Here is a 14,474-nt window from a genome sequence, read left to right on the forward strand (position 1 = left end):
TATTGCATGTCAGTATCAACATTTCCCGACGGTTTTTTATGGGGCGGCGCATTAGCCGCAAACCAGGCCGAAGGTGCTTGTTTTGAAGGTGGAAAAGGGCTGACGACGGTGGATATGATCCCTCACGGGGCACACCGTTTGGCCGTGAAATTAGGGCAAGAGAAGCGTTTTACCTTAAGAGATGATGAGTTTTACCCGAGTCATCAGGCAATTGATTTTTATCATCGCTATAAAGATGATATCGCGTTAATGGCAGAAATGGGGTTTACAGTATTCCGCACATCAATTGCATGGAGCCGGATTTACCCTAATGGTGATGAGTTGACACCGAATGCCGAGGGGATTGCCTTTTACCGCGACCTCTTTAATGAATGTAAAAAGTACAATATTGAGCCGCTGGTCACACTGTGTCACTTCGATGTACCCATGCATCTGGTGACGGAATATGGCTCGTGGCGTAATCGGAAAATGGTTGAGTTTTTCACGCGTTATGCCCGAACATGTTTTGAAGCTTTCGATGGTTTGGTGAAATATTGGCTCACATTTAACGAAATTAACATTCTTCTCCATAGCCCATTCTCCGGCGCGGGATTGGTGTTTGAGCCGAATGAAAATCAGGAACAGGTGAAATATCAAGCTGCCCATCACGAGCTGCTTGCCAGCGCCTTAGCCACCCAAATTGCTCATGAGGTTAATCCTGAAAATCAGGTGGGTTGTATGCTGGCGGGAGGGAATTTTTACCCGCGAACCTGTAAACCCGAAGATGTTTGGGCGGCGCTGGAAAAAGACCGCGAGAATCTTTTTTTCATTGATGTACAAGCTCGTGGGGCTTATCCCGCTTATACAAAACGCCTTTTCAGAGAGAAAGGAATTTCAATTGCCACCCAAGTGGGCGATGACGATATTCTTAAACATTCGGTGGATTTCGTCTCCTTTAGTTATTATGCCTCGCGTTGTGCTTCGGCGGATATGAATGACCATAACAGCAGCGCAGCTAATATCGTGAAATCCTTGAAAAACCCACATATTCAAGCCAGTGAATGGGGCTGGGGCATTGATCCTTTAGGGTTACGCATCACCATGAATATGATGTATGACCGCTACCAGAAACCACTTTTCTTGGTTGAAAATGGATTAGGTGCTAAGGATGAAATTAATCCGCAGGGTGAAATTGAAGACGATTATCGTATTAGTTATCTACGTGAACATATTAAAGCCATGGGTGAGGCCATTGATGATGGTATTCCGGTCATCGGATATACCTCATGGGGATGCATTGATTTAGTTTCTGCCTCGACTGGGGAAATGAGCAAACGCTATGGTTTTATCTATGTGGATCGTGATGACCAGGGGAGGGGGACTTTAGCGCGCAAGAAAAAGAAATCCTTCTATTGGTATAAAAAAGTCATTGCCAGTAATGGTGCTGATTTGAGTTAAATAATTCGCCGGGAATGGTGGCTATCACTGATATTCCCGGCGAGTAACCGTCGTCGGATACTGCTGTCTGTTTATTTTAAATTTATGATGTTTCACTCGTCACGATCGCGTGTCGAGCCTTTCTTCAAGTTGATCATAAAATCCATAAATGCGGTTCGCAATGGGGAAAATATCGGATGTTTACGATTTTCCATCATGGTTTCTGAAAACAGTTTCAGTCCTAGTGCAAATGCGGCCGTTTTCTCTTGACCAAAGTTCAGATCTTCACGCGCCTGTAGCCGTTCGATGATACCGAGGATCTCATCATGGTTCTCGGCTTCGAATGTGATCGGAGCTTTATCTATGACTTCCCCTTTGCGGTCAGTCAGTGGCTCAATGGTGATTCGATAACGGTAACCGGGCATTAGTTTTTCTCCGAAATAGTCGTCTCTGTCGCCTTGGGTTCTAACGCTTTTTCAATCGATTCTACTGCGGTCAATAATGCTGTATTAATATGCGCAACCTGCTCTGGTGTAATATCCGAGCGCATCATGCTGCTACGTAGAATATGGCGTAAACGGTGCATTGCATCGGAAATACCTTCAGCCATATTGCCTTCAGGGTGACGGTTAACTTGTGCCAATCGCGAAAAAATAGCATCAACCATCTGTTGATTTTGCTGTAATTCAGCTTTGCCAGCATCCGTAATTTGGTAGCTTTTACGGCCATTGCCGGTGGCTACTGGGGTAACAAAATCCTGCTCTTCTAACAATGTCAGTGTTGGATAGATAACACCCGGGCTTGGAACATATAAACCTGAGGATGCCTCTTCGATAGCTTTAATCAGTTCATAGCCATGGCTGGGCTTTTTATCAAGCAGCGCCAGCAGAACAACCCGCAAATCGCCATGTTCAAACAAGCGATGCATTTTTTCACCGCGCCCACGTCTACCTCCTCTTGCGGCTTCGATTGCTTCACCTGACATAGAGTGGCGGCCGCCACGATGCATTCTGTCACCGCAATGGCGCAGCCCTTCGTGGTGTTCTTCACGACAACGATGACCACGTTTTGAATAACCAAACATAATGAATCTCCTTTAGATATATCGAAAACGTTTCGATATATCTAATTTAGATCGATATATCGAAATTAGCAAGGGGGGGATATGAAAAAGATATATCTAAATGAGTTTTCCGGTTGAATGGGGGATGCAAAGATAGGGAGGAAATCACCATGGCACTGGTTTTTGAGCCTCCAGAGGGGGGCGGGATTTGTTTATGTTCAGAGGCAGGAGGGGGAGCGCCGTTATAAATATTCCCCTTGCGCCGTAGCACGATGGTGAGCAAGGGGAACCGAGCTATCAGCTTTTCTTCACAAACTCAGATTTTAGTTTCATCGGGCCAAAGCCATCAATCTTGCAATCGATGTTGTGGTCACCCTCAACCAGGCGGATGCTTTTTACTTTAGTCCCAATTTTCAGGGTTGAAGAGCTACCTTTTACTTTCAGATCTTTAACCACTGTCACCGCGTCACCGTCAGCCAGCAAATTGCCATTGGCATCACGTACTACCAGGCCCTCATCGGCAGTGGCGGAATCGCCATTTTCTGACCACTCATTACCACATTCTGGGCAATTCAGTTTTTCGCCTTCCTGCCAGGTATATTCAGAATTGCATTTTGGACAGTTTGGTAAACCCATCACGATAACCTCTTGAAATTAAAATTAATAAATATGAAAAAGTGACAAATCACAGATTACTGTATCGATGTTTACCTATTTTACACTTTTTATCACATTAAAGGATAGCCGGGCTGTGATTGAGGTCCGTAAAGGGGATACGTTTTGATGAAAGAAAATAAGGTGTCCACGCTAATAGACCAACAATCGCTGAGCTAATAGCACTTATATCATTATTTTCTAAAGAGAGATTAAATAAGACTACTGGAAGCCCCATCATAATAGCTTGATGGGGCTTTATGTTCAATTTAAGCACGATGGCGTGAATTAAAGATAACAAGCACTTCCTTATTCCCTAATTGACTATTTTGTGGGTTTTACTTGTTTAGAAGAGTGAGTACAGTTGGAGCCAGTACGAACACCCGATAAAATCGCGTGTTCGAGAGCTGCATTGATTATAGTTCGCGCTGGTTCATCATTAATGCCAAATCGACAAGGCGATTTGAGAATCCCCATTCATTGTCATACCAAGCGAGAATCTTGACCATATTTCCGCCGATAACCAGTGTTGATAACCCATCAATAATAGATGAACGCGGATCGCCCTGATAATCGCTCGAAACCAACGGCTCGTCGCTATAACCCAGAATACCTTGCAACGGCCCGGAAGCTGCAGCCCGGCGGAATGCATCGTTGACTTCCTGAACTGTGACATCATGCTCAAGCGTCACCGTAAGATCGACAATCGACACCACCGGAACAGGCACTCGCAGTGAGTAGCCTGTCAGGCGGCCATCAAGTTCAGGAATCACTTTCCCCAACGCTTTCGCAGCACCGCTGGAGTAAGGCACAATCGAAAGCGCTGCCGCGCGTGCACCACGTAAGTCTTGTTCGGGCTGGTCGTGCAATACCTGACTGTTGGTATAGGCGTGTGTGGTATTCATGAGACCGTGCTTGATACCAAAATGTTGGTGCAGCACTTGCGCGGCAGGAGCCAGACCGTTGGTCGTGCAGCTACCATTACTGACAACATAGTGTTTTTGCGGGTCGTACAGCTGATGGTTTACACCTATCACCACGGTTAAATCGTCATTTTTGCCCGGAGCGGAGATGATGACGCGTTTTGCCCCACCGCTGTGAATATGCACCGCTGCTTTTTCGCGTTCGGTGAAGAAACCCGTCGCCTCAATAACGATATCCACTTCCACATCCCGCCAAGGGATACGGGCCGGATCGCGCTCACTGAATACCACGATGGGTCGACCATCGACATTCAACTGCCCATCGGTGGCATCTACGGAACATGCCAGCGTACCCAATAGAGAGTCGTATTTCAGCAGATGGGCCAGCGTTTTGCTGTCTGTCAGATCGTTGATAGCCACAATCTGGATACCTGGATTGCCCAGTGCTGCGCGTAATACGTTGCGCCCGATTCTCCCGAAACCATTAATACCGACCTTGACCATGATGAACTCCTTATGTGTTGTCTCAGGAGTGACTTTAGGCCCAGAGCCATTTGGCGTAAATGACAAAAAAGGATCACTTTACGCCATTTTGCGACAATGAAAGCGCTGGCGATATTCCCCCGGAGTCAGGTGCAGCTGTTTTTCAAACATACGGCGCAGATTAATACTGCTGCCAAAGCCCGTTTGTGCGGCAATTTCGTCCAGCATATCAGTGGTTTGCTCCAGGCGCTGCCGTGCGGCAGCCAGGCGCGCTTCTGCAACATAGCGCGCCGGAGATGCCCCGGTTTCACGGGTAAAAACGCGGGTGAAATTGCGCGGGCTCATCGCCACTTTTTCTGCCAACTTTTCAACGCAGAGGTCGGTGGCAATATTTTCAAGTATCCACGACTGTAGGTCGCTTATCGGGCCAGAGCCGCTATTTTGCTGGAGATTGTAGCGGCTAAATTGTAATTGACCGCCGGGGCGGCGAAGGTACATCACTAAATCTTGCGCGACATCTCGGGCAAGGCTAAAACCGTAATCTTCCTCAACCAGCGCCAACGTCAGATCAAAACCGGAACTGACTCCACCGGATGTCCAGATGGACCCATCTTGAATATACAGCGGACCCCCTTCGACCTTCACTTCAGGAAATGCCGACTGCATGGTTTCCAGCAATTTCCAGTGGGTCGTAGCCCGTCTTCCCTGTAATAATCCGGCCTGCGCCAATAGCATCGCGCCGCCGCAAATTGAAGCAATGCGGCGTGCATGTGGCGCTGCAAGGTGCAGCCAGTCGACAATGGCGGTGCCTTCCTGCTCATTTTGGCCCCGACCCGTAATGAGTATGGTGTCGAACGGCTCACGGGGATCCAGCTCATGAAGGCGATGATCGGCAAGCAGGTTTAACCCGGACTGGCCGTGGATCACCTGATGCGGCTGGGTTGTTGCAATGCCAACATGATAACGAGGGCGTGCCAGACCTTCCGTATGCAACTGGTTAGCCTGCATCAGAATGTCTGCAATACCGGCAGATTCGAACAGCATGCCGCCGTCGGGAACAATAATGAGAATTTTCTTCATGTCCTGAAAAGTATACTTTTAGCAAAATAAGTCAACAGGAGAGGTGCGTATTTTAGTGGGTTGCGTGAGTCTGTGTTGATGTTAATAGTCGCTGATATTTAATAAATAAACTCGACCATATCAATTCGAAACGGAGGGGAGATAAATGAATATCACTATGATTTTAGGCGGTTACACATTGTTATCGACTCCACAGTTGGAAGCGATGTGTAAGGTGATGGTGTCCCCGACTGGAATCGAACCAGTAACTAGCCCTTAGGAGGGGCTTGTTATATCCGTTTAACTACGGGGACTTGCTTACCGGCAGGCTGACTGCTGTGCCGGAGTATTATACGCATTTTGACTCAGATAATAAGCAGTTAGCTGTCTGTTTGGTTACTCTGTCACCAACTGGCGGTGAATAATGAGTATTCTTTGGCAAAAAACATCAGTCAGCGCCGTAAATTATGAGTCGTTATGGGTGGGGGGCGGTGAATCACTGTCCACTTTTTCACTTTTTTTAGGTTTATGGGCCATATCACTACGAATCTGTGCGTGGCTTATCAGGGCAAAAATAAAGGTACCACCAATAATGTTCCCTGCCAGCGTCGGGATCGCGAACGGGTAAATAAATTGCTGCCAGGGTATTGAGCCGTTAAACACTAAATAAAAGATTTCCACTGAGCCGACCACAATATGGGTCAAGTCGCACAAAGCGACTAAATAAGTCATCAGGAATATCACCCATATTTTGGCACCTCCGGCCGAGGGCATCATCCATACCATGGTGGCAATGATCCAGCCGGAAAATATGCCTTTAGCAAACATTTCATTTGGAGAACTCTCCATCACCCCTTGAGCAATAGTGACAAATGCCGCGCGCGTTGCATTATCAAAAACGGGCATATGAATAAAAGAATAGGCTGCAACCCCCGTGCCGATCAGGTTGCCCAATAACACCACCCCCCAGAGACGAAATAATAGTACGAAGTTTTGGCGGCTGGGTTTTTGCATTATCGACAATACAGGTGTAACGGTATTTTCGGTGAAGAGCTGTTGGCGGGCCATAATGACAATAATAAAACCAAAGGTATAGCCGATATTTTCCAGTAGAAAGTTGGCGGGGGTCTCAGGCAATTTTGCATGGAAAATGCCTTTAGCAATCAAAGATGCACCCATTGAAAGCCCCGCTGCAACGGCCGACCATAATAGTGCGAAGCTGTCGCGCTCTAACTCTTTCTCACCATCGACACGGATAATCTCATGAATAGCCGCGGCCTTGGAGGGGAGGTTTTCTTCATTCACTTCAATTTCTTTCCCTTCATGCGGTTCATCATTTTCTACTTTTAATTTGCCCTTATCTTGAGACCGTTTTTCATTACTCATAAGGGATTCCTGGTTAGTAGAGGAAAAAGGCAATAGCCGAGCCATAAGCATAGTTGCAAATTTTTATTCGCGACTTTTTGGCCATGCAGATGGCAGTAAAAGGTCCGCTGGTTTTCATGTTGTTGGTTTTTTCTACAGAATATTGATCTTAACCCGAATATTACCTCTATAAGGGTAGGGATAGCGTTAGGCCCATACTACGTAAGGATTAAGCCTTTATGTTATCATTCGGTTTTCCTGAACTGACAATCCTACGGTGGAAGATAATCCTTCATGCTGGAAGCTAAAAATCTGACCTGCATCCGAGATGAAAGAAGCTTATTTCAACAGCTCAGTTTTTGTGTGGCTGCGGGGGAGATTGTGCAGGTCGAGGGGCAAAACGGAGCCGGTAAAACCAGTCTGCTGCGTATTCTGGCAGGCCTTGCCGATGCCGACGAAGGGCAGGTGAGCTGGCTAGGCGAAAATATTCGCCGCGACCGCGCCCGCTATCATCAGGATTTACTCTTTTTAGGCCATCAGCCAGGAATCAAGTCTGTACTCACCCCTTTTGAGAATTTGGCATTTTATCAGTCGGTATTTCAACAGGTTGATAGCACGGCCATCTGGCAAGCATTATCTCATGTCGGGCTGGTGGGATATGAAGATTTACCGGTATCGCAGTTATCTGCGGGTCAGCAACGGCGGGTGGCTTTAGCCCGTTTGTGGTTGAGTCAGGCGCCATTATGGATTTTGGATGAGCCACTGACCGCAATTGATAAACAGGGTGTGAGCACCTTGTTGGCTCTGTTTGTGGAACATGCCGCCAAAGGAGGCTCGGTGTTGCTCACCACTCATCAGGACTTAGAGGGTGTCGGGCAGCAGGTGCGTAAAATCAGTTTAACCAACACGCAGGAGAATTAATGTTTATTAGCGTGTTGCGTCGAGAGTTGAAAATTGCCTTCAGAAAAGGTGCAGAAATCGTTAATCCGCTCTGGTTTTTTCTGATTGTCATCACGTTGTTTCCGCTGGGTATTGGTCCTGAGTCACAATTATTGGCGCGTATTGCGCCGGGTATCGTCTGGGTTGCAGCATTACTGGCATCACTATTATCACTGGAGCGGCTATTCCGTGATGATTTCCACGATGGTTCTCTTGAGCAATTGCTGTTATTACCCAGCCCGCTGGCACTCACGGTGTTAGGCAAAGTGTGTGCTCACTGGGTGGTTACCGGGCTACCGTTACTGATTCTATCGCCGCTGGTGGCTTTATTGCTTTCCCTTGATAGCAACACCGCGATTGCGATGGCGCTGACACTGCTATTGGGAACGCCGACGTTAAGTTTTATCGGGGCAATCGGTGTAGCGCTAACAGTGGGATTACGTAAGGGCGGAGTTTTACTGAGCTTATTGGTACTGCCGCTGTATATCCCGGTGTTGATATTTGCTACTGCGGCCATTGATGCAGCTTCGATGTCATTACCCATCGATGGCTATCTGGCGATTTTGGGTGCGATGTTGGCGGGGAGCGCGACACTGGCACCTTTTGCTACCGCCGCTGCATTGAGAGTGAGTGTGCACTAGCTGTTTAGGGCGGGGATGCACAATAAAAGACTTATAAAAGAAAAGAGTACCGATTTTCAGAAGCTTAAGCGCGGTAGCCAACGCCAGTCAGAGCAGATTGCGCGCCGTATCCTGCACCGGTATTGCCCATAAGGTGATGCCCGTCCAATTTTAATGTGAGCAATGAAAAATGTGGAAATGGTTTCATCAATTCGCTAAACCTGAACGGCTCTATCAGCTGTGTGGCCGATTTATTCCATGGGTGGGCATCGGAGCCGTTATTTGCCTGACGGTGGGCTGGGTGTGGGGCTTTGGTTTCGCCCCGTCAGATTACCAGCAAGGTGATAGCTTCCGTATCATATATTTGCATGTTCCGGCGGCGATTTGGTCGATGGGCATTTATATGTCGATGGCAATAGCCGCGTTTGTCGGTTTGGTCTGGCAAATGAAAATGTCCGATAACGTCGTGGCCGCCATGGCCCCGGTGGGCGCAGTATTGACCTTTATTGCCTTGGTTACCGGTTCGGCCTGGGGTAAACCCATGTGGGGAACATGGTGGATCTGGGATGCGCGGCTGACCTCCGAGTTGGTGCTGTTATTCCTCTATCTGGGAGTGATCGCCCTGTATAACGCCTTTGAAGACCGCAAACTGGCCGGGCGCGCCGCCGGTATTTTGGTGCTGGTCGGTGTAGTCAATATCCCCATTATTCATTTCTCTGTCGTGTGGTGGAACACTTTACATCAAGGGTCGACTAACATGCAGCAAAGCATTGATCCGAGCATGCGCTCCCCGCTGCGCTGGGCTATTTTTGGTTATCTATTCTTCTTTATCACCCTGACATTAATGCGCCTGCGCAATCTGATTTTGCAGCAAGAGCGCCATCGGCCTTGGGTTGCCGCTTTGTTGCGTAAGGAGCCTCGTGTATGAATCCGGCCTTTAATTCTTGGGCGGCATTTTTTGCCATGGGGGGTTATGCCTTTTATGTCTGGCTGGCGATAGCGGCAACGGTCTTATCGCTGCTTGGCTTATGGATACACACGGTATGGCAGCACCAACAATTATTAGTAGATATTCAACGCCGTGAGGCGAGAGAACAACGTATTCGTCAGGCAAATCAGGCCCAGAATCACCCAGTCAAAAATGCCGCTCGTTCGCAGGAGAAACAACAGTGAATCCACGTAGAAAAAGTCGGCTCTATCTGGCGATGGTGGTGCTAATCGGTATCGGTTTGACCACCACTCTGGTGCTGTATGCGTTGCGTTCTAATATTGATTTGTTTTATACGCCGGGTGAAATTTTGCAGGGTAAAGGCGAGCGCCATGAGAAGCCGGAAATCGGTCAGCGCTTGCGCATTGGCGGCATGGTGATGCCGGGTTCGGTGAAGCGTGACGACAAAACGTTAGAAATGAGTTTTAAGGTTTACGATGCGCGCGGTGCCGTCACTGTGACGTATACCGGCATTTTGCCCGATTTGTTCCGTGAGGGGCAGGGGGTGGTGGCGCAAGGGGTGTTTGCTGAAGGCAATACCATCAATGCCAAAGAAGTCTTGGCAAAACATGATGAAAAATACACGCCACCGGAAGTCAAAGAGGCGATGAAAGAAAACCATACCCGCCCGGCTGAGGCCTACAACAGCACTGCTGCGCAAGGTAATGCCTCATGATGCCCGAAATTGGTAGTTTCTTATTATGTCTGGCGCTGGCTCTCTCGCTATTGCTGAGTTTGTATCCACAATTGGGGGCCGCTCGTCAGGATGCCCGCATGATGGCAACCGGCAGGCCATTGACCTACGGTATGTTTGCCACTATTGCGCTTTCATTTATATGCCTTGTATATGCGTTTGTGGTGAATGATTTCACTGTTGCTTATGTGGCGGCGAACTCGAATTCACATCTGCCGGTCTATTACCGCATTGCGGCAACGTGGGGCGCGCATGAAGGGTCACTGCTGTTGTGGGTATTGCTACTCAGTTGTTGGTCACTGGCCGTGGCGCTGTTTAGCCGCTCGATGCCGGATGATGCGGTCGCGCGCGTGTTGTCGGTATTGGGGATGATTACTGGCGGCTTCCTGCTGTTTATTATTCTGACTTCGAATCCATTCAACCGCACTTTGCCGGACTTCCCGATTGATGGCAATGACTTGAACCCGCTGTTGCAGGATGTCGGGTTGATTTTCCATCCACCTTTGCTTTATATGGGTTACGTCGGTTTCTCCGTAGCATTTGCTTTCGCTATTGCCTCTTTAATGGCCGGCAGACTCGATAGCGCCTGGGCTCGCTGGTCACGCCCGTGGACTCAAGCCGCATGGGTGTTTCTAACCTTGGGGATCGTGCTCGGTTCCGCGTGGGCGTACTATGAACTCGGCTGGGGCGGGTGGTGGTTCTGGGATCCGGTAGAGAATGCTTCCTTTATGCCGTGGCTGGCAGGGACGGCGCTGATTCATTCATTGGCGGTTACTGAAAAGCGCGGAACATTCAAAGCGTGGACAGTATTGCTGGCAATTACCGCATTTTCTTTATGCCTGATGGGTACATTCCTGGTGCGCTCCGGCGTATTGGTTTCGGTGCACTCTTTCGCCTCTGATCCCGCGCGCGGTATGTTTATTCTGGCCTATTTAGTGATAGTTATCGGCGGCTCTTTACTGCTGTACGCAGTTAAAGGCGCACAAGTGCGTAGCCGGACTCAACATGAAGTGTTCTCGCGCGAGACATTCCTGCTGGGTAATAACGTGCTGTTAATTGCTGCTATGTTGGTGGTATTGCTCGGCACATTGCTGCCATTGGTCCACAAACAGCTTGGATTGGGCAGCATCTCCATCGGCGAACCCTTCTTTAATACCATGTTTACCTGGCTGATGGCTCCTATGGCGCTCTTAATGGGGATTGGCCCATTGGTTCGCTGGCGTCGTGATGAGCCGAGCAAGCTTTACAAACGTTTGGGTGTGGCGCTGGTGGTCACTTTGCTAATGTCGATATTAGTCCCTTGGTTGCTGCAAGATACTATTGCCGGAATGACCGTAGTTGGCCTAATGATGGCTATCTGGGTGATTATCCTGACTGTGATGGAGTTGCACGAACGCGCCACGCATCGTCATGGCTTCTGGCGTGGCCTGAGCCATCTTTCCCGTAGTCATTGGGGGATGGTGCTGGGGCACCTTGGGGTGGCGGTGACGGTGATCGGTATTGCGTTCAGTCAGAATTACAGCGTCGAACGCGATGTGCGCATGAAAGCCGGTGATAGCATTGATATCCACGATTATCACTTTGTATTCCGCGATGTTCACGACATTAAAGGGCCAAACTATACCGGCGGCGTCGGTATTATTGATGTCACCCGCAACGGCAAGCCCGAAGCCACCTTGCATGCAGAAAAACGCTATTACAGTGTGGCCCGGTCAATGATGACGGAAGCGGCCATTGATGGCGGCCTGACCCGTGATCTGTATGCTGCACTAGGGGAAGAGCTGGATGACGGTTCATGGGCGGTGCGCTTGTATTACAAGCCATTTGTCCGCTGGATCTGGTATGGCGGGGTGTTTATGGCCATCGGCGGCATTTTCTGTATGTTTGATCCCCGCTATCGGATGAGCAAAAAGTTAAAACGCGGCGCGGCGACGGAGGCTAAATAATGAAATCTCAATCTTCATTCAATAAGCTGATGTTCATTCCACTGGTGCTCTTTCTGCTGCTGGTTGTGGCTTTTCTGGTGCAATTGACCCGCAATGCTAATGGCGATGATCCCACCATGCTGGAATCAGCGCTGATTGGCAAACCGGTACCGGCTTTTAAACTGGAATCCCTTGAGCAACCGGGGAAAACTTTCGATCAAGCGATATTGCATGACGGCAAACCCATGCTGCTTAACGTCTGGGCGACCTGGTGCCCGACGTGCCGCGCCGAGCATGAATATCTGAATAAGCTGGCGGCGCAGGGTATTCGTGTGGTGGGGTTGAACTATAAAGATGATCGTGCCAAAGCGGTGCAGTGGCTCAATTCGCTGGGTAATCCTTACGCGCTGAGTTTGTATGATGGCGATGGCATGTTGGGGCTGGATCTGGGGGTTTATGGCGCGCCGGAAACTTTCTTGATCGACGGTCAGGGCATTATTCGCTACCGCCATGCCGGTGATCTTAATGATCGCGTCTGGCAGCAGGAAATCCTGCCACTGTATAAAAAATATCAGGGGGGCGCATGAGATTATTCCGCCTGGCTCTGGGCCTGATATTGGGTTGGAGTATTTTTGCGACTCCTGTTTTTGTGGGCAATGTTTTTGCAGCCATTGATACTTACACCTTTAGCTCCGTGGAGCAGGAACAGCAATATCGTGAGTTAACCGAGCAATTGCGTTGCCCTAAATGTCAAAACAACAGCATTGCTGATTCTAATGCCATCATTGCCGCCGATATGCGCGGTAAGGTGTATGAATTGCAGCAGCAGGGCCATTCTAAACAGCAAATCATTGATTATATGGTGGCTCGATACGGCAACTTTGTCACTTATGAGCCACCGGTCACGGCAGCAACGTTGATTTTGTGGGTCGGCCCGGCCATGTTTGTTCTGATTGGTGCGGTGATTGTGGTGCTACGCGCTCGGCGGCGGGGGGGAAAAGAGGCCCCGCTTTCCCCGCAGGAGCAGCAGCGGTTAGACATTCTGCTGGCTGAACAAAAACAACCTTCGGCTCAACACAAAAAGACGAACAGGAAACAACCATAATGGCTTTTTGGCTGATAGTGATTATTTTGCTGGCGGTCGCGGGTGCCTTGTTGGTCATTCCGGCGCTGCGACAAGAGACGAATTCATCGGTAACGACCCGAGACGAGCTAAATAAGGCGATTTATCAAGACCGGTTGTCTGAATTGGCAGAGGATGAAGCGCAGGGCGTGGTGGAGCAGCGGCCTGAATTGATTCAGGAGTTACAACAGAATCTGTTAACAGATATCCCACATGAATCCACTGAGGGCACCAGCCCAATCAACCGCTGGGTTTTATTACCGGGCGTGGTCATTCTGGTGGTGGTTTCAGTCGGGTTATATGTGAAAACAGGCGGCTTGCCACAAGTGCAGGCGTGGCATCAGGTTGAAGCTCAAATGCCAGAGTTACGCGCCAGAGTTGCCAATGAGCGGGCTGAGCCTCTGACTATGGAGGAAGCCGCCCGTTTGGGGCTGGGATTGCGTACCTCGTTGCAACAAGATAGCGGTAACGTCAATGATTGGATGATGCTTGGCAGAGTGGGCATGGCACTGAATAATGCCACCACCGCCACACAAGCTTTTGCTAAAGCTTACCAACTTGCGCCTGATAATAATGATGTCAGGCTGGGATATGCTGAAGTGCTGACTCGCTCCAACGATCCGCAAGATAATCAGCTGGCAACCACCCTGCTGCGAACCATGGTTGGGCAGGATCACACCAACTTACGTGCCATGAGCTTGTTAGCTTTTAATGCTTTTGAGCAGGGTGATTTCAAACAAGCCATTGGTGCGTGGGAAGTTATGCTAAAATTGCTGCCTGCTGGTGATTCTCGCATCGAAGTGATAAAACGCAGTATTGCACAAGCGAAATCACAGGCAGGGCAGGAAACAGCTACACTGGGAATAGAGGTCTCGTTGTCATCGGAGGCTGCTCAGAAATTACCCCCACAAGGGGCGCTGATTATCTCGGTAACGGATGGAACAAACCCGATCCCTGTTGCAGTTAAACAGCTACCTTTGAGCCGATTCCCGCTATCAGTGACACTGGATGATAGCAATGCAATGATGCCGGAGCGTTTGCTCTCTTCTTTGCAGCAGGTTAATGTGCGTGCGCGTATTTCACTGGATGGCACTGCTAACTCGCAGCCAGGTGATTGGTTTGGTGAAAGCGGTGTGCAGGGTTTTGGCACGAAAGGGCAGCCCCAAACTATTCATGTTCAGATAAACAAACAGATCCCTTAAATATAAGGGGCTGGAAAGAA

General features: G+C 49.1%; 16 protein-coding genes and 1 tRNA gene. 10 read left to right on the top strand and 7 right to left on the bottom strand.

Annotation, left to right across the window (positions count from 1 at the left end; translation table 11 throughout):
• Positions 1 to 6 precede the first annotated feature (6 nt).
• Positions 7 to 1,437, top strand: coding sequence for a 6-phospho-beta-glucosidase (locus ACNSO8_RS21995; RefSeq protein ID WP_418395895.1), 1,431 nt, complete (start codon positions 7 to 9; stop codon positions 1,435 to 1,437).
• A gap of 92 nt (positions 1,438 to 1,529) precedes the next feature.
• Here the strand turns inward: ACNSO8_RS21995 and ACNSO8_RS22000 are convergent, their stop codons facing one another.
• The 7 genes from ACNSO8_RS22000 to ACNSO8_RS22030 form a co-directional block, all read right to left on the bottom strand.
• Positions 1,530 to 1,841 carry a DUF3861 domain-containing protein gene (locus ACNSO8_RS22000; RefSeq protein WP_418395896.1) on the bottom strand — a complete coding sequence of 104 codons (312 nt, stop codon included), beginning with the start codon at positions 1,839 to 1,841 and terminating at the stop codon, positions 1,530 to 1,532.
• On the bottom strand, positions 1,841 to 2,500 hold the full coding sequence (locus ACNSO8_RS22005) for a PadR family transcriptional regulator (RefSeq protein WP_418395897.1): 660 nt from the start codon (positions 2,498 to 2,500) through the stop codon (positions 1,841 to 1,843). Before ACNSO8_RS22005 ends, ACNSO8_RS22000 begins: the two co-directional genes overlap by 1 nt.
• 276 nt (positions 2,501 to 2,776) lie before the next feature.
• The gene (locus ACNSO8_RS22010; RefSeq protein ID WP_418395898.1) at positions 2,777 to 3,118 is read right to left on the bottom strand and encodes a zinc ribbon domain-containing protein YjdM; all 342 of its coding nucleotides are present in this window, start codon (positions 3,116 to 3,118) and stop codon (positions 2,777 to 2,779) included.
• A 431-nt stretch (positions 3,119 to 3,549) separates the two neighbouring features.
• Positions 3,550 to 4,560, bottom strand: a complete 1,011-nt coding sequence (gene gap / locus ACNSO8_RS22015) for a type I glyceraldehyde-3-phosphate dehydrogenase (RefSeq protein ID WP_418395899.1) — start codon at positions 4,558 to 4,560, stop codon at positions 3,550 to 3,552.
• Positions 4,561 to 4,638: 78 nt separating this feature from the next.
• Entirely contained in the window at positions 4,639 to 5,619 is a 981-nt protein-coding gene (locus ACNSO8_RS22020) for a GlxA family transcriptional regulator (protein WP_418395900.1), read from the bottom strand.
• Positions 5,620 to 5,837: 218 nt separating this feature from the next.
• A tRNA-Arg gene (locus ACNSO8_RS22025) sits at positions 5,838 to 5,912 on the bottom strand.
• Positions 5,913 to 6,063: 151 nt separating this feature from the next.
• Entirely contained in the window at positions 6,064 to 6,984 is a 921-nt protein-coding gene (locus tag ACNSO8_RS22030) for a formate/nitrite transporter family protein (protein WP_418395901.1), read from the bottom strand.
• A gap of 273 nt (positions 6,985 to 7,257) precedes the next feature.
• On the opposite strand from ACNSO8_RS22030, the gene ccmA reads away from it, so the two are divergent.
• The 9 genes from ccmA to ccmI all read left to right on the top strand — a co-directional run bounded on the left by ccmA (position 7,258) and on the right by ccmI (position 14,454).
• Positions 7,258 to 7,884, top strand: coding sequence for a cytochrome c biogenesis heme-transporting ATPase CcmA (gene ccmA, locus ACNSO8_RS22035; RefSeq protein WP_418395902.1), 627 nt, complete (start codon positions 7,258 to 7,260; stop codon positions 7,882 to 7,884).
• On the top strand, positions 7,884 to 8,543 hold the full coding sequence (gene ccmB / locus ACNSO8_RS22040; protein ID WP_418395903.1) for a heme exporter protein CcmB: 660 nt from the start codon (positions 7,884 to 7,886) through the stop codon (positions 8,541 to 8,543). The genes ccmA and ccmB overlap by 1 nt, the downstream gene beginning before the upstream one ends.
• 169 nt (positions 8,544 to 8,712) lie before the next feature.
• On the top strand, positions 8,713 to 9,450 hold the full coding sequence (locus ACNSO8_RS22045; RefSeq protein WP_418395904.1) for a heme ABC transporter permease: 738 nt from the start codon (positions 8,713 to 8,715) through the stop codon (positions 9,448 to 9,450).
• Complete coding sequence (gene ccmD, locus ACNSO8_RS22050; RefSeq protein WP_418395905.1) at positions 9,447 to 9,695, top strand: heme exporter protein CcmD; 249 nt, start codon at positions 9,447 to 9,449, stop codon at positions 9,693 to 9,695. The genes ACNSO8_RS22045 and ccmD overlap by 4 nt, the downstream gene beginning before the upstream one ends.
• The gene (ccmE, locus tag ACNSO8_RS22055; RefSeq protein ID WP_019081957.1) at positions 9,692 to 10,186 is read left to right on the top strand and encodes a cytochrome c maturation protein CcmE; all 495 of its coding nucleotides are present in this window, start codon (positions 9,692 to 9,694) and stop codon (positions 10,184 to 10,186) included. The genes ccmD and ccmE overlap by 4 nt, the downstream gene beginning before the upstream one ends.
• Positions 10,183 to 12,150, top strand: a complete 1,968-nt coding sequence (locus tag ACNSO8_RS22060) for a heme lyase CcmF/NrfE family subunit (RefSeq protein ID WP_418395906.1) — start codon at positions 10,183 to 10,185, stop codon at positions 12,148 to 12,150. Before ccmE ends, ACNSO8_RS22060 begins: the two co-directional genes overlap by 4 nt.
• A complete protein-coding gene (locus ACNSO8_RS22065) occupies positions 12,150 to 12,716 on the top strand; it encodes a DsbE family thiol:disulfide interchange protein (RefSeq protein ID WP_418395907.1) in 567 nt (188 codons plus the stop codon). The genes ACNSO8_RS22060 and ACNSO8_RS22065 overlap by 1 nt, the downstream gene beginning before the upstream one ends.
• On the top strand, positions 12,713 to 13,234 hold the full coding sequence (locus ACNSO8_RS22070; protein ID WP_418395908.1) for a cytochrome c-type biogenesis protein: 522 nt from the start codon (positions 12,713 to 12,715) through the stop codon (positions 13,232 to 13,234). Before ACNSO8_RS22065 ends, ACNSO8_RS22070 begins: the two co-directional genes overlap by 4 nt.
• Positions 13,234 to 14,454, top strand: a complete 1,221-nt coding sequence (ccmI, locus tag ACNSO8_RS22075) for a c-type cytochrome biogenesis protein CcmI (RefSeq protein WP_418395909.1) — start codon at positions 13,234 to 13,236, stop codon at positions 14,452 to 14,454. The genes ACNSO8_RS22070 and ccmI overlap by 1 nt, the downstream gene beginning before the upstream one ends.
• Positions 14,455 to 14,474 lie beyond the last annotated feature (20 nt).

It is taken from the genome of Yersinia sp. LJYL362 (assembly GCF_048323875.1).